Source organism: Micromonospora sp. NBC_00858, assembly GCF_045207365.1.
GTDB lineage: Bacteria > Actinomycetota > Actinomycetes > Mycobacteriales > Micromonosporaceae > Micromonospora.
The window spans coordinates 4,529,069-4,548,461 of sequence record NZ_CP108828.1 but is presented as its reverse complement, the minus strand read 5'-3'; the positions used below and the strand labels follow the sequence as shown (position 1 = coordinate 4,548,461).

At 72.7% G+C, this 19,393-nt stretch carries 14 protein-coding genes; 5 read left to right on the top strand and 9 right to left on the bottom strand.

The window, feature by feature from the left end; all coding sequences use genetic code 11:
* From OG990_RS21125 to OG990_RS21110, 4 genes are all read left to right on the top strand, one after another.
* The gene (locus OG990_RS21125; RefSeq protein WP_406076924.1) at positions 1 to 1,647 is read left to right on the top strand and encodes a stealth family protein; all 1,647 of its coding nucleotides are present in this window, start codon (positions 1 to 3) and stop codon (positions 1,645 to 1,647) included.
* 75 nt (positions 1,648 to 1,722) lie between these two features.
* Positions 1,723 to 3,753 (top strand): PIG-L family deacetylase, encoded by a 2,031-nt coding sequence (locus OG990_RS21120; RefSeq protein ID WP_406076923.1) that lies wholly within the window; start codon positions 1,723 to 1,725, stop codon positions 3,751 to 3,753.
* Between the two features lie 11 nt (positions 3,754 to 3,764).
* Positions 3,765 to 4,799: a hypothetical protein gene (locus OG990_RS21115; RefSeq protein ID WP_386989329.1), complete on the top strand. Its 1,035-nt coding sequence runs from the start codon at positions 3,765 to 3,767 to the stop codon at positions 4,797 to 4,799.
* Positions 4,796 to 7,639, top strand: a complete 2,844-nt coding sequence (locus OG990_RS21110; protein WP_406076922.1) for a stealth conserved region 3 domain-containing protein — start codon at positions 4,796 to 4,798, stop codon at positions 7,637 to 7,639. Before OG990_RS21115 ends, OG990_RS21110 begins: the two co-directional genes overlap by 4 nt.
* Before the next feature lie 119 nt (positions 7,640 to 7,758).
* Here the strand turns inward: OG990_RS21110 and OG990_RS21105 are convergent, their stop codons facing one another.
* The 9 genes from OG990_RS21105 to OG990_RS21065 form a co-directional block, all read right to left on the bottom strand.
* Positions 7,759 to 8,409, bottom strand: a complete 651-nt coding sequence (locus tag OG990_RS21105) for a hypothetical protein (RefSeq protein ID WP_406076920.1) — start codon at positions 8,407 to 8,409, stop codon at positions 7,759 to 7,761.
* A 204-nt stretch (positions 8,410 to 8,613) separates the two neighbouring features.
* Positions 8,614 to 9,396: a zf-HC2 domain-containing protein gene (locus OG990_RS21100; RefSeq protein WP_355603440.1), complete on the bottom strand. Its 783-nt coding sequence runs from the start codon at positions 9,394 to 9,396 to the stop codon at positions 8,614 to 8,616.
* A complete protein-coding gene (locus tag OG990_RS21095; protein WP_328425023.1) occupies positions 9,393 to 10,085 on the bottom strand; it encodes a sigma-70 family RNA polymerase sigma factor in 693 nt (230 codons plus the stop codon). Before OG990_RS21095 ends, OG990_RS21100 begins: the two co-directional genes overlap by 4 nt.
* Positions 10,086 to 10,213: 128 nt before the next feature.
* A complete protein-coding gene (locus tag OG990_RS21090) occupies positions 10,214 to 11,071 on the bottom strand; it encodes a spermidine synthase (protein ID WP_406076918.1) in 858 nt (285 codons plus the stop codon).
* A gap of 18 nt (positions 11,072 to 11,089) precedes the next feature.
* Entirely contained in the window at positions 11,090 to 12,049 is a 960-nt protein-coding gene (locus OG990_RS21085; RefSeq protein WP_355603434.1) for a hypothetical protein, read from the bottom strand.
* Positions 12,050 to 12,095: 46 nt separating this feature from the next.
* Positions 12,096 to 14,570, bottom strand: a complete 2,475-nt coding sequence (locus OG990_RS21080; RefSeq protein WP_406076917.1) for an AAA family ATPase — start codon at positions 14,568 to 14,570, stop codon at positions 12,096 to 12,098.
* Positions 14,570 to 15,718 (bottom strand): exonuclease SbcCD subunit D, encoded by a 1,149-nt coding sequence (locus OG990_RS21075; protein ID WP_328425031.1) that lies wholly within the window; start codon positions 15,716 to 15,718, stop codon positions 14,570 to 14,572. Before OG990_RS21075 ends, OG990_RS21080 begins: the two co-directional genes overlap by 1 nt.
* Positions 15,719 to 15,766: 48 nt before the next feature.
* Entirely contained in the window at positions 15,767 to 17,527 is a 1,761-nt protein-coding gene (locus OG990_RS21070) for an ATP-binding protein (protein ID WP_328425033.1), read from the bottom strand.
* A 162-nt stretch (positions 17,528 to 17,689) separates the two neighbouring features.
* Entirely contained in the window at positions 17,690 to 18,436 is a 747-nt protein-coding gene (locus tag OG990_RS21065) for a pyrimidine reductase family protein (protein ID WP_406076916.1), read from the bottom strand.
* Positions 18,437 to 18,587: 151 nt separating this feature from the next.
* Here OG990_RS21065 and OG990_RS21060 point away from each other — a divergent pair, with 151 nt between their 5' ends.
* The gene (locus tag OG990_RS21060) at positions 18,588 to 19,151 is read left to right on the top strand and encodes a plasmid pRiA4b ORF-3 family protein (protein WP_386989307.1); all 564 of its coding nucleotides are present in this window, start codon (positions 18,588 to 18,590) and stop codon (positions 19,149 to 19,151) included.
* The last annotated feature ends 242 nt before the right edge of the window (positions 19,152 to 19,393 follow it).

Genomic DNA, 19,393 nt, shown 5'->3' with positions numbered 1-19,393 from the left:
GTGAGTCCGCGAGCGCGCCACCAGCTGAAGCAGTGGGTCGCCCGGGCGTCCCGGGACGCCCAGGTGGCGGGGCGCCGGGGCGAGCGGCTGGCTCGGCGGCAGCCGGAACTGCTCGCCGGTGGCGACCGGGCGGTCGTGACGGCCGACCGCGCGTCGCGGATCGCCCGAGTCGACCCAGCCGTCACGCCGCTGCGGGCCCGGACGGCGAATCTGACGGCCGTGACCGCGGCGCTCGACGAGGCTGGCGTGGAGTACTTCCGCGTCCGCGGGCGGTCACACCGGGCGTCGGTGGTCGCCGTCGACGCCGCTGACCGCGGCCGGGTGTACGCCGCGCTCGCGGCGGCCTGCGGACGGGTGCCCGGCTACGTCTCCGTGCCCCGAAGCAGCGGTGAGCGGCCCCCGGCCGCGGGCTTCGAGCCGAAGACGTGGGACCGGGTTGCGGACGCCCCGGTCGTGCGGCTGACCTGGTACTGGACGGACTCCCGGCACCGGCTGGTGCTGGGGCTGGCGTACGGCTGCGACGTCGAGTTCTGGACCCGGCAGGGGGACACGCTCGTCGCCCCGCGTCGTAACCCGGTGGCGGAGCAGGTCCAGGTGTCGTCGCCTCCGGTCCTCGTGCCCGAGTCGTTGTTCACCGGCCTGGTGCCGCCGACCGCCAGCGCGACCGCTCGCAGCCGGCAGGAGTTCGCGGGGCGGCGCCCCGAGGACGTGTCCTTCCCCATTGACGTCGTCTACACCTGGGTGGACGGCACGGACCCGGACTGGCTGCGTCGGCGCGCCGACGTGACCGGGATTCCTTACCACGCCGAGGCAGCGAGCCCGGCTCGGTTCCTCAGCCGCGACGAACTCCGCTACTCGCTGCGGTCGGTACACCTGTTCGCGCCCTGGGTGCGACACATCTACCTGGTGACCGACGACCAGGTGCCCAACTGGTTGGAGCTGTCCGCACCGGGGATCCGCGTGGTCAGCCACCGGGAGATCTTCACGGACCCGTCGGTGCTGCCCACCTACAACTCGCACGCGATTGAGAGCCAGCTGCACCACCTCGACGGCCTCTCCGAGCACTTCCTGTACTTCAACGACGACGTCTTCCTCGGTACCGAGGTGCTCCCCCAGGATTTCTTCCTGGCCAACGGCATCTCCCGCTTCTTCCCGTCGCCGGCGCTGGTGCCGCCCGGTGCCCCGAGCGCCGAGGACATCCCGTCGTCGGTAGCCGGGAAGAACAATCGGGCACTGATCGCCGAACGCTTCGGAACCGTGCTCAACCAGAAGATGAAGCACATGCCGCACGCGCTTCGGCGCAGCGTTCTGTACGAGATCGAGCAGGAGTTCCCGGTGCCGCACCGCGGGACCGCCGCCAGCCGGTTCCGCGGCATGACGGACATCTCGATCGCCTCGTCGTTGCACCACTACTACGCGTTCCAGACCGGTCGCGCCGTGCCTGGCGAGTTGGAGTACGCCATCGCCGAGTTGTCCCACCCCGACACTCCAGCGCGACTCGCGCACCTGCTGGCCCGTCGGGACCGGCACGTCTTCTGTCTGAACGACGCGTTTTCGTCCGAGGAGGACCTGACCGCTCAGCTCGCGGTCCTCACGCCCTTTCTGGACACCTACTTCCCGGTGCCCAGCCCGTGGGAGAAGGCCTGACATGGTTACCGCGCCCCGTTCCACACCGTCTCGCGGCGACCGCCGTCGTCGCTCTCCCAGGCCGGGGGTAACGCGTTGTTCTGGTTGAGACACGGTGGCGGCCGGTCCGTCCCCACGTCGGCACGCCATCCTGCGGCTTACCTCCAGGTCGTCGCGCACCCCGACGACGACCTCTTCTTTCTCAACCCCGCCGTGCAGCAGGCGATTGGCAGCGGTTCCCCGGTCACCGCGGTCTATCTCACCGCCAGCGAGGCAGACGGCCGCAACGCTCCCCAGAACCAGCCCGATCGCCATGCCGTTCCGGTCGATTTCGCCGGTTACGCTGCGGCTCGCCAGAACGGCATCCGGGCGGCGTACGCGCAGATGGCTCTCGGCGACCGGCGGGCCGCCTGGTCACGGGTCGCCCAGGTGCTGGCGGGTGGCGTGCCGGTGGAGATCGCCACCCTGGTCGACGCGCCGGCCGTGCGGCTGGTCTTCTTCAACCTGCGGACGCAGGACGCCGTCGCGGACGAGCCGCCCCGGTGGCTCAGCGTGCTGTGGGAGGGACGCCTGGCTGCCCTGCCGGCCCTACGGCCGACGGGCAGCCCGTTGGAGGCCGTCGGCGAGTACGACCGGGAGCAACTGCTCACCGCGTTGACGGCGCTGCTGCGGGAGGTCGAGCCGACCGTCGTGCGGCTGCTCGACCCCGATCCGGACCACAAGACCTACGACGCCGCCAGCGGGCGGATCGCGTACTCCGACCACCTCACGCACACGGCCAGCGCGTACTTCGCCCTTGAGGCGGTACGACGCTACGAACAGGCCGGCGGGCGGCCGGTCCTGCGGGAGAGCTACCGGGGCTACTACAACCGGCACTGGCCGCGGAACCTTGGGCCGGGGGCGTTCGCCGCGAAGAAGGCACTGCTGGACATCTACGGCGGTGTCCCCCGGGACTGCGGGGACCCGGTGGGTTGCGGCGACTACCAGGTCGGCGACCAGGGTCACGTGCCCGGTTACGGGCAGAGCACCCATCCCCGCTATCCCGGGAGCGCATCCTGGCTGCGCCGACAGGCCGACGGGCGGCTCGCCGCGTTCGCGGTGCTTGGGGACCGGGCGGCGGTGTGGCGGGAAACCCGACCCGGCAGCGGGAATTGGCGTGGGCCCGATCTGGTCGACGGGGCAGGGCTGGTGCCGCACCTGTACGCGCTTCCGGGCGCCGACGGTCGGATCCACCTTTTCGGTGTCCGACAGGTGCTGGACCCGGCGCGGGAGGGACACCGGCGCGTTCTGGTGACCACTGTGGAGTCAGAGCCGGGCGGACCGTTCGGCCCCTGGGTGGAACTGGGTAATCCGGCGGACGGCGCCGTCGACGCGGAGGTGCGGCGGCTGGAGATGGGCATGCCGGTCGCCGCTGTCGGTGCCGACGGTCGAGTGCAGGTGTTCGTCCGTAACTTCGGGCGCGGCGTGAGCAGCCGGGCGCAGACCGGTCCGGATACCTGGGGCCCCTGGGGCGACCTCGGCGGCAGTGTCGTGCAGGAGGGACTGGCGGCCACGAGCGCCGCCGACGGTCGCATCGAGCTGTTCGCGGGCACCGACAGGGCGGTGCTGCACTGGCGCCAGGCCACAGTCGACGGGCCGTTCGAGCGGCCATCGACGTTGTCCGTTCCGGCCCCGGCGGGTCCGTTGACCGTCCTGCAGGAGCCCGGGGGCCGGTTGCTGCTGGTGTTCCGCGAGGCGGAGAGCGGTCGGGTGATGGCGTTGCGGCAGCGGGTCGGCGGTGGCTGGCCGGTCAACCCGGCGAGCCTCGACGGGCAGGGCGGCTTCGGGCCGGTAGCCGCGGCGGCGGTTCCCCGGGATCCCGGCGGGACGGTGCTGATGAAACGCGACGACGCCGGTACGACCAGCCTGTCCTGGCAGCCTGCGGGGCGGGGGGTGTCCACGGCGTGGTCCACCTCTGGTGTCCTCTTCGTCGGCTCCCCGGCCCTGGCGGTGGACGCCAGCAGACGGGCCGTGGCCGCTGTCGTCGGGGTGGATGGACGACTCTGGACGGCTAGGCAGCGCCGGGCGGGCTGTGGTGAGCAGTTCGGCAACTGGACGGCCATTGGGAATGGGCGGGGACGGGCATGAGCGGGACGGGCATGAACGGGGCGCATCTGCGCGATCTGGCGTCCGACGCGCTGCGGCGCTGGCCACGGCTGCGGGTCGCCCTGCGCCGGGCCGACCGGCAACTGAGCCGGCAGGTGGCGCAGCTGAAGGGCACCGTCCGGACACCGGCTCCCCGACGGCTCTTCCGGGCCGCGCTGCCGGCCGGACCGTCGATCCAGGCACGTTTCGTGGGCGTGCTCGACGGTCACACCCTCAACCTGGACCTCGAGGTGCCGTCCGCGCTCGCCGCCGACGTCGTCGGTGCCGAGCTGCACCTCGTCCGCGGGAGTACGCGGCTCAGCGCGCCCGCCGACCTGCGGCACGGCAGCGGAGGTCTGGCCGTGTCCACCGCCCTCCTGCTCTGCGGTAGGCCGGGTGGACTGGATCTTTCCCCGGGCGATCCGTGGCGGGTGGAGTGTCGCCTCATCAGCGGGTCCGGTGGGGGAGATCCCGTCCGGGTGGTCGGCGGCGCGACCGAACGCCCTGCGGGCCCGACCGTGTCGGCGCCGCCCTGCCCCGACTCGGGATACCGGTACCGACCGCTGACCGACCAGGCCGGCCGGCTCGCGCTCGCCGTCACGGCTCCCGGGGCGCTGGCCGAGCTGACCGACGTCCGACTCGACTGGACCGGTGCGAGCCTGGACGTGCGGACGGTCGGTTGGCAGCCAGACGGGCCGGTGGAGGTCGGGTTGGAGCCGCGGGGCGGCGGCGAGTCTTTCCGTGTCCGCGGCGAGCCGGTAGGCACGGAACTGCTGCGGTTCGCCCTGCCGCTGTCGCCGATGACGGAGGTGGGACGCGTTCGGGAGAGGATCTTCGACGTCCGGCTGTACGCCGGGTCGCGCCGGCTGCGTGTCGGCACCGTGCTGCACGATCTCGCCAACCCCAAGAAGTCCCTGCGTCCGGCGGCGGCGATCGTCTGGGCCGCGCCCGGCCGGTCGGTCCGTGTCCGCCCCTACTTCACCCCGGCCGGCAGCCTCGCCCTGGCCTGCCTCCCCATCCAATCCCGCCCGACGGACGGCAACTCATGAAGATCACCTATTTGCTCACGTGGGCCGATGCCATCGGTGGCACCGAACGCACCGTCCTGCGACAGGCGAACTGGTTGGCCCATCGGCACGAGGTGGAGGTCATCGGTGTCCTCCGCACCCGCGACGAGATGCCCTTCGAGGTGGACCCCGCGGTAAAGCTGGTGCACCTGATCGACACTCGCGGAGGCGTGTCCCGGCCGGTGCGCGGCGGGATGCCCGACGCCATCGCCGAGGCGCTGGCCGCCGCGCCCAGCACGCTCGTCCGGCGACACTGGGAGGGCGCGTTCTCCGCGCTGTCCGACCTCGAGCTCGAACGCGTGCTCGGCGAGACCGACGCCGACGTGGTGGTCACCACCACCCCCGCACTGCTCGCGGTCGCCGCGACGCTGCTGCCCCGACGCGTGGTGATCGTCGCGCAGGAGCACCGCGTCGCCGAACTGCGGGGCTCCTCCGGCGAGCCGTTCGGGCTCTTCGCCGCCCGGGCCGACGCGATCGCGCTGCTCTCCCGGCCCACCCGGGACTGGTTCGCCGAACTGCTGGCCGATGCCGCTCCCCGGCTGGTCGTGCTGCCCAACCCGATCGAGGAGGGTTACCGGCCACGGTCTACGCGGGAGACCCGTACCGTCGTGATGGCGGGTCGGTTGAGCCCGGAAAAGCAGTTCGAGCACGCGATCGCCGCCTTCGGTCAGATCGCCCCGGACCACCCCGACTGGCGGCTGCGCATCTTCGGGGGCGGTTCACGGACGCGCCTCGAGGAGCGCATCGCCGGCCTCAAACTCGGCAACCAGGTCCAACTGCTCGGCCCGACGGAGAGCATCGAGGACGAGTGGGCCAAGGCGTCGGTCGCGATGGTGACGTCCCGCGTCGAGTCCTTCGGCCTCACCCTGATCGAGGCGATGAGCGCCGCCGTACCGGTGGTGGCGTACGACTGCCCCAACGGGCCGCGTGAGGTGATCGAGGACGGCGAAACCGGGTTCCTCGTCGCCGCCGACAACATCGACGAACTCGCCGCCGCTCTGCGGAAGCTCGTCGAGGACGACGGCCTGCGGCACACGATGGGGCACGCCGCACTGCGCGATGTGGAGCGCTTCTCCGTCGAGCGGGTGATGCCACAGTGGGAGCAGCTCTTCGCCGATCTGCTCGCTGATCGGGGCCGTCCGGGGTGGACCGATCGGCGACTCGCCGCGGTGGCCGCGCACCAGGCCCGGAGGGCGGCACCGAACGTGGTTCCGACCAAGGCGGCCGCCCAGAGCGTGGGCGAGGTCGACGTGGAGGCATGGGCTGCCGGAGTCGAGGCCGGACGGGACGACCTGATCTGGACGCGGGGGCAGTTGACGCGCCTCCGGGACTCCACGCCGTACGAGGTCGCGCGGGACAATCTGGACCTGACCGTGGACAGCCTCGACGCCGGGGGCATCGACTACTTCCTCGTCCGACAGATGTCGCCGACATTCCGGGTGGCGGTACGGGAGGAGGCCCGGCAGTCCGTCGTGGCCGCCCTCGCCCGCCGGCACGCGGATCGGCCGGTCTACGTGGAGGCCTTCGACCAGCGGAACCGCACAATGGGGGTCTGGCCGGCGGCGGCCACGGTCGGGGTGGCCGCCATGGCGACGGCCGCCTGGCTGCGGGTCTTCGAACCCGCGATGACCCTGTCGCAGACGCTGCGGCTGGGCACCATCTACGGGTGTGCCCTGGAGTTCTGGCAGACCGCCGAGGACGGATCGGACCTCTGCGGACCGACCCGGACGTTGGTGGGGGAGCGGCTGGCCGCCGAATCCCTCACTCCCGCCGCGGTGACGGTGGGTGGGCGTGACTACCGATCCGTCGAACCATTCACCCGACGGCTCGCCGACGAGATCACTTTCCCCATCGACGTCGTCTACACCTGGGTCGACGGGGCGGACCCGGCCTGGGCGCGCCGCCGCGCGCAGGCACTCGGGATCGGGTACGCCGAGCAGGGCGCGTTGCAGGGCGCCGAACGCTTCCGCAGTCGGGACGAGCTGCGGTACTCGCTACGGTCGGTCGATCTCTTCGCGCCGTGGGTGAACCGGATCTGGATTGTCACCGACGACCAGGTGCCGGACTGGCTCGACACCGGGCATCCGAAGATCCGGATGGTCGACCACAGGGAGATCTTCGCCGACCCGGGCGTGCTGCCGACGTTCAACTCCCACGCCATCGAGACACAACTGCACCACATCGAAGGGCTGTCCGAGCACTTCGTCTACCTCAATGACGACGTCTTCTTCGGCCGGCTCTTCGGTCCCGACATGTTCTTCGACCCGGGTGGGCTGCCCAAGGCGTTCAAGAGCCCCACCCAGATCCCGCTCACGCCCCCCGGCCCGGACGACGAGGCGTTCGCGGTGGCCGCCAAGAACAACCGGCGGTTGCTGGAGGGAGCGTTCGGCAAGACGCTGATCCACGCGTTCCTGCACGCTCCGCACGCACACCGACGCAGCACCCTCTACGACATTGAAGCGGCGTTTCCGGAGCAGGTCCGGCGGACGGCAGCCAACCGGATCCGGTCGACCGACGACGTATCCATGCTCTCGTCCCTGGCGCATCACTTCGGTCTGATGAGCGGACGGACGACGGGAGGATCGGTCCGCTGCACCTTCGCCAACGTCGGGCTGGCCGCGCACCTGCCGCGGCTGGACAATCTGCTGGCCGGTCGAGCATTCGACGTGTTCTGCCTCAACGACTACCACGACGGCGACGTGCCGGCTGAGGACCAGGCAAGGATCATCGAGGCGTTCCTCGGTGCCTACTTCCCCATCGCCAGCCAGTTCGAACGGGGTAGTGAGCGCAACCGCCGGCTGTCCCCGGCCCGGGGGCGGTGACGACGGCACCGGACCTGCCGGCATGACGGTGGTCGGCCGCGCCCTCCCCGGCTGCGACCGACCACCGTGCCTTCTGACGTGCGGGCTCAGAACGAGCGCGCCCTCGTGCCGAGCGGGACTCAGTACGAGTAGCCCGAGCTGCCGGCGTCGCCCGTCCCGCTGTCCGCCGGCGGGGCGACCGCCTTCGGCGTCGAGGTGGGCAGGCAGCTCAGGTTCTTCTTGCCGTCCGGCTGGACCACGAACCAGGTGCCGCCGACGGCCTGGCCCTTCCACTGGCCGGGCTTCTTGTCGCCGATGTAGCGGTACACCGGCCAGCCGCCGACGGTGAGCTGACGGGTGCCGTCCTGCCGGGTGACGCTGCCGACCTTGTCGTCGGAGACGCCGGTGAGCTGCGGGTTGCCGTCGGTCAGTGCCGGCGGCCACACCTGCGCGCACTTGTCGACGCAGTTCGACGCGGGCGGGTCGGCGGTGTCCTTGTCGAAGCGGTACAGGATCCAGCCGTCCTGGTCGGTGACCACGCTGCCCATCCGGGCAACCTTCTTGCCGATCAACTGCTCGGTCAGGTCGACGTCCGCGGGCGGCGGCGCGTCGGCCACCGGGGCCTCCGCAGACGCCGAGGCCTCGGGTTCAGCCGTTGCGGTGGGCTCGGCCGCAGCGACGGCGACCGGCTCGGCCGCGCCCGGGTTCGCCCCGTCGTAACCCGCGGGAGCGCAGGCCGTTAGTGCGACCATCGCGCTCACGACGATGACGGTCCGCTTCATCTGTGCCACGTGCCCTCCTCATTCTTGGCAGTTCACCCATAGGTACGGCAGGAGAGCTGTCAAGGTTGAAGTAGTAACAGTGGTCAATTTCACTTGAATTGGTTGAACCGATTCGGGCGGTCGTCCGTATGGCACTGCACGGGACCGTTCCCATACAACGACAGATCGGCGCCGGCCATTGTGAAAATGGCCGGCGCCGACGCGGTACGCGACTTACATCGGCACCGTGACCAGCGGGCTGGCCACCCCGTTGCCGTCCACCGACTGCACCTGGAGCTGCTTGATGTCGCCGACCGGAGCCGATGTCGAGGCGCTCAGTTCGAGACCCTGTGGCCGGGTGTTGGTGCCGTAACCGCCGGCCGGCACCGACCAGGTGGAGATCACCTCGGTGGAGGCGTTCTTGCGCACCACCACCAATCGGCAGGTCCGCGGGCCGGGCAGTTTCCGCAGGTTGAAGTTGATCCGGGTGCCGTAATCCCGGGTGACCAGGAACATCGTCGTCTGCACGCCCGTGGTCGGGTCGGTGGCGTCGACCTGGTCGCCCTCCTCCTCGGTGCCGCCGACGCCCGGGCCGGTCGGCCCGCCCGTCGGTCCGCCGGTCGGCGGATCGTTCGCCGGCGCGCTCGGCGTCGACTCGGCGAGCACCCCCGGCGGCTCGCTGTCGGTCAGGCTGACGAAGCCGAACCCGGTCAGGCCGCCGAGCACCACCACTGCCGCAGCGGTGGCGAGCATTTGGCGGAACCGGGTGCGCCGCCGGTCGGCCCGGACCGCGACCAGCGTCCGGTCCAGCAACGCGGGGTCGGTGGCGGTCTGCTCCAGCGCCATCATCGTCTCGCCGTCGATGTCGGAGAGCAGCCCGACCACCGGCACCATCGTCTCCAGCTCGGCCGCGCACGCCCAGCAGGTGGCGAGATGCTCCTCGAACCGCTCGGTGTCCTGCTCGTCGAGTACGCCGAGCGCGTACGCGGCGACGTCCATATGTTCTGGCCGGCTCATTCTGTCACCCCCCGTTCCTGCAGAGCCGTGCGAAGCGCACGCAGCGCGTAGTAGACCCGTGACTTGGCGGTGCCGAGTGGAAGCCCCAACTCCTCGGCGGCCTCCGGCACTGTCCGCCCCCGGAAGTACGTCGAGATCAGAATCTCGCGGTGCGACTGGCTCAGCGTGCGTAGTGCGTCCGCCACCGTCATGGTGCGCAGCACCCGGTCGGTGCTGTCCGCCTCGGCGAACGCGGTCAGATCCCGGTCGTACGTCTCCGGCGGCCGGGCCTGCTCACTGCGGTGCTCGTCGATGGCGATGCGGCGGGCCACGGTGACCAGCCACGGCCGCAGCGAACCCTGCCCCTGCGCCCCGAGGCGGTGCGCGTTTCGCCAGGCCCGCAGCAGCGTCTCCTGGACGATGTCCTCCGCGCGCTGCCGGTCCCCCCCGGTGAGCCGCATGACGAACATCAGCAACGGACCGGCGTGCTCGGCGTAGAGCAGCCGGATCAACTGGTCGGAGTGGCTCGCCTCGGTTGACGTCGCCTGATGGCGCCCGGGCGCCGGTCGCGGCGTCACCGGACCATTCTGGCGAGAGGTCGCACGGGCGTCGACCCCTCGGGCAGACGAGGTTGGCCGCGATGAGGACCGCGCGGACAACCAGTCCGCGCGAACCGCGTCGCCATGCCAACCGGCCGCCACCGCGTGCATGCAGACCTCCGGGGTGTCCGTGACCAACGCCGGCCCACGAGGTGGGCCGCCCGGTGGTACGCACCGCCACCCCCGAGCGGATCAACGAACCGCGAAAAAAGTTTCTGCACAGCCCGCGGACGGGCCGGTCAGCGGCGGACGGAGAACAGGCCCGGCGGTGGCGGATCGGAGCCCGTGGCGTCGGCGTCCCGCACCACCGGCACACCGCCGGCGAAGCGGTCCAGCTCGTCGCCGGCCACCACCCGGCCCGGAAACCAGTCGCCGGCCGCCCGGCGGGTCAGCTCGGGCACCGGGGGCGTGGTCCGCCCGGCGACCAGCACCAGGTTGCCGTACCGCCGGCCACGCAGCACCGCCGCGTCCCCGACCAGACAGGCCTGGGGCAGCACCGAGCGGACCGTGGCAACCTGCCCGCGGGCGTGCCGCAGCGGCGGGCCGTCGGCCAGGTTCGCCAGGTACCAGCCCGCCGGGCGGAGCGCCCGGGCCACCTCGGCGGCGTACTCCACCGAGGTGAGGTGGGCCGGGGTGCGGGCACCAGCGAACACGTCGGCGACCACCACGTCGTAGCTGGCGTCCCGGGTGGCGGCCAGCACGGCCCGGGCGTCCTCGACCCGGACCCGCAGCCGGGCGTCGGTCGGCCAGGGCAGCGCTCGGCGGACCAGCTCCACCAGTGCACCGTCCACCTCGGACACCCGCTGGGTGGAGCCGGGCCGGGTGGCGGAGACGTACCGGGGCAGGGTCAGCGCGCCGCCGCCGAGGTGCAGCACCCGCAGCGGCTCGCCGGCGGGTGCGATCAGATCCAGTGCGGCGGCCAGCCGCCGGACGTACTCGAACTCCAGGTGGGTGGGGTCGGTCAGATCGACGTGCGACTGCGGCGCGCCGTCCAGCAGCAGCGTCCACGAGCCGGGCCGGTCCGGGTCCGGCAGCAGCTCAGCCTGCCCGGTGTCCACCTGCTCGACCAGCCGGTCACCTGCCCGTTTGCGTCCCATCGCAACCAGTATCCGCGCTCAGCGGGCGGCGCGGGCCGCGGCGGTCAACGCGCGGTGCAGCAGCCGGGAATCGCCGAGCAGTGCCCGCAGGCGGCGCTCCAGGCCGGCGATCGGGATCAGGTTCTGCGGGGCCCTCGGGTCCTTGTACGGGGTGGAGGCGAACCGGGGCAGGGTGACCAGCGACAGGTCGGCCAGCTCGATCGCCGCCTCGATGGGCAGGTCGGCGGAGCACTCCACCCGGACGATGCCCGCCCACGGCGCGCCGAGCGCCACCGGCAGCCGCAGATACCACGACCAGCCGCCCCAGGCCGTGCCGAGCCGGAACACCGGCGAGCGCTCACCGGGCGCCAGGCTGGTCACCACCGTGGTCAGCCGGGCGTCGAGGTACTGACTGTGCTGTGTCTTGATGTAGCCGAGCGTGCGCGGCAACTGCCGGCGGCTACGCAACGGGCCGTCCACCACCAGGAGATCGCCGTCGACCCGGGCGGCGTCGGAGACCGCCACCTCCAGCGCGGTCAGCGGGCCCTGCACGGCGGCCGGCAGCTTGGCCAGCTCACCGGTGCCGCCCACCCGGTGCACCGGGTAGCGGATCGCCCCCGCCACCACGTCCTGCGCCGACGGGCTGGCTGTGAACAGACCCCGACCGACCCGGGTACCGGCCAGCTGCGCCGCGCCCCGGCCCAGGTCGCAGCGAACCACCCCGGCCGCGTACGAGGCGGCCAGCCCGGGGAACGACGCGCCGTCGGCCTCGGCCGTCCAGATGCTCGCGTCGATCCGGCGTACCCCGTCGACCAGCAGCACCACGTCCGGCGCCCGCACCCCCGGCCGTACCCCGATCGCCCGCCAGTCCACGGCGGGCAGCTCCACGTCCGCGTCGACCTGCGCGCTGCTCGGCGTGGCCGGCCCGGAAGCGGACGCCTCGAACGACGCCCCGTACGCCGGGTCCCACGAGTCGACGAAGAACGCGGCGTCAGTCACCGAATGAGCCTTTCGTTCGCGACTGCGGGGCTCCGCTGGGCTGCGCTCACCGGCCGGTCCGTTCCACGCGCGCCGAGCGGGCGTCCTTGCGTACCTCGAACCGGACCGGGATCCGCTCGGCCAGCGCCGGCACGTGCGTCACCACGCCGACCATCCGGTCACCCCGGGCGGCCAGGTTTTCCAGGGTGGCGGCCACCGTGTCCAGGGTGGCCGCGTCCAGCGTGCCGAAGCCCTCGTCCAGGACGATCGACTCCAGGCTCGCCGCCGTGGTGGACATCCCGGCGAGCTGTTCGGAGAGCGCCAGCGCCAACGCCAACGACGCCTGGAACGTCTCGCCGCCGGAGAGGGTGCGCACACCCCGGCGCAGCCCGGCGTCGTGGTGGTCGACCACGAAGAACTCGCCCTTGTCGTGCACCAGCTCGTACTGCCCGGAGGACAGCTCCCGCAGGATCCCCGACGCGCCGTCGACCAGCAGGTCCAACGCCTCGGCCAGCAGCCACCGCTCGAAGTTGTTGGCCCGCAGGTGCCCGGCGAGCGCGCGGGCCACCTGGGCCTCCCGCTCGTGCCCGGTGCGCTGCTCGCGCAGCGTCCCAGCCTGCTCGCGGCGCTCCCGCAGCCGGCGTCGGTCGGCGTCGGCCCGCTCCACCGCCACCGTCGCGGCGTGCACCGGATCGTCCGCGACCGGCACGACCGCGGCGGCGAAGATGTCGGCGATCCGCCGCTGCACGGCGTCGGCGGCCGCCTCGGCGTCGGCCACGACGGCGGCCCGGCCGGCCCGGTCGGCGCGGCGGCGCTCCGCCTCGGCCGTCGCCCAGCCGGTCAGCGCCGCCCACGCGGCGGCCACGTCGTCCCGGTCGGTCGCGGGCGGACCGAACCGGGCCAGACCGTCGCGGGCGGTGTCGAAGCCCCGCCAGGTCGCCCGCAGCCGCTCCTGCGCCGAGTCCACTCCGGCGCGGGCCTGGCGGGCGCTGTCCCGGCCCGCACGGACGGCGGTCGCCGCCTCCTCCAGCGCGCGCCGCAGCCGCGCGTGCTCGGCCAGCTCCCGGCGCAGCGCGGCCGGCTCGGCCGCGCCAACGAGCTGCCCGTCAAGGTCGGCCAGCCGGGCGTCCAACTGCTCCTGCCGGGCCTTGGCCTGCACCAGCAGCCGCTCCAGGTCGCGCGCCGCCGCGTCCCGCTGCTGCACGGTCGCCTGGGCGGCCTTGGTGGCGGCCCGCGCCGCCTTGCCGGCCGCCGTGGCGGCGGCCACCGCCGAGTCGGCCGGCACCGCCGGCACCTCGGTCACCGGCTGCTCGCAGACCGGGCAGGGTCCGCCGGGATGCAGGTGCACCCGCAGGCTGACCGCCAGGTCGGTGGCCTTCGCCTCCTCGTGCGCCCGGAAGGCCGCCTCCAGCTCCGTGTCGGCCCGCTCGGCGTCGGCGCGGGCGGCGGCCAGCGCGGCCACCGCCGCGCTGTGCTCGTCGTTCGCCGCGCCCACCGCCGCGCGGACCGTCTCGGCCTCGCCGGTCAGCCGGTCCCGATCGTCGTACGCCCGCAGCAGCAGTCGCAGCGCGCTCTCGTCCCCTGCGCCGGCCAGCTCGCCGCGCAGCTTCTCCTCCCGCTCCTCGGCCAGCGAGACGCCGGCGGCTGCCGCCTCGGCCTCGGCCCGCGCCTCGGTCACCGCACGAGCCACCTCGGCCACGCCGCGCGGCGCGCGCACCCCGGTCAGCACGGTCAGCTCGTCGTCGAGGGCGGTCAGCGCACCGGCCGCCTCCCGCGCGGTGGCCCGGGCCGCTGCCAGCTCCGGCACGGCCGCGGTCACCGCGGCGGCCAGCTCGGCCATCCGGTCAACCCGGGCGTCGGCCTCGGCCAGCGCCTCGTCGTCCACGCCGGTGAGCCCGGCCAGCAGTTGGTCGACCGCGTCCAACCGGGCTTCCGCCTGCGCGGCACGCGCCGTCGCCCGCTTCTGCACGTCCTCGTAGACGCCGAGGCCGAGCAGGTTGACCAGAATCTGCTGTCGGGTCGCCGGCTTGGCGTGCAGGAAGTCGGCGAACTGCCCCTGCGGCAGCACCACACAGCTGGTGAACTGCTCGTACGGCAGCCCGACCGCCTCCAGCACCGCCTGTTCCATCTCGGCGGGGGTGCCGGCCACCACCTCACCGAGGTCGTCCGGGCTCAATCCGGTGTCCAGCTTGGTCACGTCGAAGCCGGCCGGCATCAGCTGCAACCCGGCGTTCGCGGTCTTGACGTTGCCCCGGCCGTCCCGGCGGACCACCCGGGTGGCCACGTACCGGGCGCCGCCGGACTCGAAGACCAGCCGCACCCGGGCCTCGGTCGAAGACGGCGCGAGCGCGTTGGCCAGCCCTCGGGCGCCACCCCAGCGGGGCACCATGCCGTAGAGGGCGAAGCAGATGGCGTCCAGCACAGTGGACTTACCCGAGCCGGTCGGGCCGATCAGAGCGAAGAAGTCGGCGTCGGTGAAGTCGACCGTGGTGTCATCCCGGAAGACCGTGAAACCGGCCATGTCCAACCGCATGGGACGCATCAGTGATCGACCTCCTCGAACAGCTCGTCGAAGAGTTCCCGGACGCCCTCGTCGGCGTGGCCCCGGCTGTCCAGGTAGTCGGCGAACAACTCCCGGGGCGAACGCCCCGAGCGTTGCGCGATGCGGGCGCCGCTGCCCGGCGCGGCGAGCAGCTCCGGGTCGATCCGGATCTCCAGCGCCCGGGGGAGCAGCTCCTGGATCTCCTCGCGCAGGCCGGCGCGGGGTTGCTCCCGCACGTACACGCGCAGCCACGCGTCCGGCGCCTCGATCTCGGCGAGCTGGGCCAGGGTGCCCCGCACGGTGCGTAGCGCACTCGCCGCGGTCACCGGCACCTCGCGGACCCGGGCGGCGGTGGTGGCGGTCACCTCGACCAGCGTCACCGAGGGGATGTTTTCCTGCTCGCCGAAGTCGACCGCGAGCGGGCTGCCGCTGTAGCGCACCGGGCAGGGGCCGACGACCCGCTGCGCCCGGTGCAGGTGGCCCAGTGCCACGTAGTGCGCGGTGGCGGGGAAGACGGTGGCCGGCACGGCGTAGCCGAGCACGGTGTGCGCGTCCCGTTCGCCGCCGCCGGTGGCCGCGCCCGTCACGGTCAGGTGCGCGGTGACCAGGTGCACCCGGTCCGGCTCGGTGAAGCCCTCGGTGAGCCGACCCAGCACCCGGCCCAGGTGGTCGGCGTAGGTCTGGTTGGCCTCGGCGGCGGTCAACTCGTACATCTCCAGCGCGCGCACCGCGTACCGCTGGGACAGGAACGGGAGCGCCGCCAGCCGCCACCGCTCGCCGCCGGCGGTGGTGCCGTCGATCACGTGCTCGTCCGGGTTTTCCCGCACACCGCCGCGCAGCGTGATGCCGGCGGCCTCCGCCCACGGTCGCAGCGCGTCCAGTGCCGGGCCGTTGTCGTGGTTGCCGCCGATCGCGACCACGTCCGCGCCGGTGCGACGCAGCGCGGTCAGCGCCCGGGTGACCAGCCGGGTCGCCTCCGAGGTGGGCGCCGCGGTGTCGTAGAGGTCGCCGGCGACGATGACCAGATCCGGCTGCTCGGCGTTGGCTATGTCGATCACGCCGGCCAGTACGGCCTTGTGCTCCTCGGCCCGGGACTGCCCCTTGAGCACCTTGCCGACGTGCCAGTCCGAGGTGTGCAGGATCTTCACCGTGGCTGCCTTCCGTGCTGCGCGACTGCGGGACTCACCGGGCCACCCCTAGAACGGGATGTCGTCGTCGGTGCCGCCGCCGGAGCCCACCACGGCGAACGGGTCGGCGGACTGGGTGATCGAGCGGAGCGTCTCCGATGGAGCCCGGCCCGCCTCGGAGACCCGGGTGGCCCAGGCCGGGAACGGGAACTCCAGGCAGAGCGGCACCGGAATGTCCGGCTGGTTGACGAACATGGTGCCCGGCTTGGCCAGCAGCGCCCGCTGCCGCTGCGCCGGGGGCAGGAAACCGTACTCCGGGCGGGAGGCCTCGGCCGGATCGAGCCGGCCGACCACCCGGATCGCCGAGTTGGTGACGATCCGCCGCTCCACCTCGCTCGCCGTCTGCTGGGCGCCGATCAGGATCACCCCGAGCGAACGGCCCCGCTCGGCGATGTCCAGCAGGACCTCCTTGATCGGCGAGGAGCCTTCCCGGGGGGCGTACTTGTTGAGCTCGTCGAGGACGACGAAGAGCAGCGGCTTGGCGGTGCCGGACTTCTCCTTGCGCTCGAACTCGCTCTTGAGCGTCACACCGACCACGAAGCGCTGGGCGCGGTCCGGAAGGTTGTGCAGGTCGACCACGGTGACCTGCGCGGACTCGCTGGTGTTGATCGAGTGCGGGCGGCGGGTGGTCAGGTCGCCGCGGATCAGCCGGGCGAGATCCTTCTTGCTGCCGATCAACCGCCGGGCGAACGCGTTGACTGTGCCCAGGCCGACCGCGCTGCCCGCCCAGTCGGAGCGGGTCTCGTCGTCGTTGAGCTGGTCGACGATGTGGTCGACCAGGTCGCCGTAGGAGCCGAGCCGGACCCCGTCGATGCTCACCCCACCGTCGGCGGGCTGGGCGTACCGGGCCAGGTGCGCGGTGACCGAGTGGACCACCATCGTGTACTGCTGGCGCTCGTCGTCGGCGTCGGCGAAGACGTACGGCAGCAGCCGGTCTGCGCAGAACTCGCTGAGCGTCCAGTAGAAGGCGTCCACGCCGGTGAGGCGGCTGCTCACGTCCGGTGTGCCGGCGGAGTCGCCGACCCGGGGCGGGGCGTACACCCGCACGTCGGGGAAGGCGCCGGCGGTCAGCCCGAGCTTCGCGTACGCCGCACGGGTGGGCTCGTCGAGCCGGGTGTTGGGGTGGTCGAGGAAGAGCAGGTCCTCACCCTTGACGTTGAAGATCAGCGCCTTGGCGTTGACCGCGTCGCCGCCCAGCACGCCCGAGCGGAAGACCGAGTAGAGCAGGAAGGTGGCGAAGCTGGTCTTGGTGGCCACCCCGGAGATGCCGGAGATGGAGACGTGCGCGCCCCGGCTGCCGTCGAGGAAGTCGGCGTTGAGGTAGACCGGCACCCCGTCGCGGCCCATCCCCATCGGGATGCGCCGCTCCATCCGGTCGAAGTGCAGCGCCCGGGCCCGCGCGTCACCCTCGGCACGGTGCACCACCGCGCCGGGAGTCGGCGGCACGTAGAACTCCGGATCGACCCGGGTGGTGGTCACCTCGGCCGCCTCCTGCACCTGCGCCGGCAGCGTCCCGTCGGCGATGGCGAAGACGTCCGAGTCGAACTGGGCACCCTCGTGCCGGGCCCGGACCTGGGTGACCACCCCGGCGATCGTCACCGGCTCCCGGTCGGGCAGCTCACGCCGGGTGACCACCACGTCGTCGAGCTGGAGGTAGCTGCCGGGCGCCACGGCCGTCCAGAACTGCAACGGGGTGGCGTCGGCGGTGCCCAGCACCCGGCCGACCGGCTGGCCCGGGCTGTCGAGGCCGTCGGGGCCGTCGTCGGTCATCGGGCGACTCGGGTCGGTCGGGCATCACGGTCGGGGCGCATGAGGTGCATCCTGCCCGAGGAGTACGACAGGTCGCCACGCGACGCGGCGGACGACACCATCCGCCGTCGCGCTCGCGACGCTGGGTGTGCGACCGGCGACGGCCCGTCGCGGTGTCGGCTGTTACGGGCGGGCGTGGCGGAGCATGAGGACGCCGTCGTCGGCGGCGAGTACGTGCCGCAGCGGCAGCTGCCGGGGCGGCGTGGCGGCGCCGGCGGTGATCCGACCCGGGCCCGGGCCGGCGAGCAGCGGCGACACGGTGAGGCACAGCTCGTCGATCAGGTCGGCGGCGGTGAGCGCGCCGAACAGGTGCGGGCCACCCTCGCAGAGCAGTTGGGACAGCCCACGCCGGTGCAGCTCGTCGAGCCCGGCGGCCAGGTCGACCCGGTCCGCGCCGAAGGGCAGCACGTCGGCGACGTCGGTGAGACCGGGCGGCGGGTCGGCGCCGGCGTGGGTGAGCACGATCGGGCGTACCGGCGCGTCGGCGAGGGCGGCCTGCACGGGGTCCAGGTCGAGCGTGCCGGAGACGACCACCAGCGTCGGGTACTCGGCCAGCCCGTTCGCGCGGCGCCAGGCGCGGCGGCGCTCGTCGAGCCGAACCGCCCGGTAGCCCTCGTGCCGGAGCGTGCCGGCGGCCACCACCAGCGCGTCGCAGAGCATCCGCAGCAGGCCGAAGACCCGCTTGTCCGGCTCGCCGGATAGTCCGGCGGAGTAGCCGTCCACGGAGACCGCGCCGTCCAGGCTGGAGACGAAGTTGACCCGCAGCCGGGGCCGGTCGGCGCGGCCGTAGAGCCTTGTCAGTGCGGCGTCGTCGAGCGGCAGCTCGGACGGCTCGGGCCAGAGCCGTCGGATCGGGATTCCGACGGTCATTCGCTGGCCGGACCAGTGACCGGAGGGGTCGGTCGGGCGGTACGGTGCTGACAGTCGCACCAGTTCCGGCCCGGGCATTCGTCGTGTCGCCGGGCCCGGCACGCTCGGCAGATCATGCTCGAAGCCTAAGCCGCGGGAGGACAGGGACAGCATGCCGCGTCAGATCTTCCAGCTGAAGATGTCCCTCGCCGGCGTACGCCCGCCGGTGTGGCGCCGGGTGCTCGTCCCGGCCGGCTACACGTTGGACCGACTGCACCGGGTGGTCCAGCACGCGATGGGCTGGCGCGACTGCCACCTGCACTCGTTCGAGATCGACGCTGTGCAGTACGGCGAGCCCGACCCGGACGGGGAGTTGGCGCTGCACGACGAGCTGGACGTCCGGCTGGACGCGGTCCTCGGCAAGGGCAGTCGGTTCTCCTACACCTACGACTTCGGCGACTGGTGGGAGCACGACCTGGTGGTCGAGGACGCGCTGACCGCCGACCCCGATGAGCGGTACCCGCTCTGTCTGGACGGCGAGCGGGCCTGCCCGCCGGAGGGTATCGGCGGGCCGCTGGGCTACCGCGCGCTGCTGGTCGCGTTGGCCGAGCAGGGCGATCCGGCGGACCTCGACGACCCACAGCAGGCGATGCTGCGCGACTGGGCAGGCTCCACGTTCGACCCGTCCCGCTTTGACGCCAGCCGCACCAACACCCTCCTGCGCCGCTTCTGCTGACGTCGCGCCACCCACCGCTCGCTCCTGCCGCGCCGCCCACTGTGGGGTGAGGCGCCTGGCGGGCCGGTGGCGGTAACGATCTGGGAACGCTCCCATCGACCTATTGACACCCCCGTTACCCGCCGGCAATCTCATGGGAGCGCTCCCGGGAGTGTCGTGGGTCACCCACGCTCCTCGGATCCGGCGCGGCAAGCACCCCCCACCACACCCACCCAGCCTCACCACCGGAAAGAGGGGTCAGC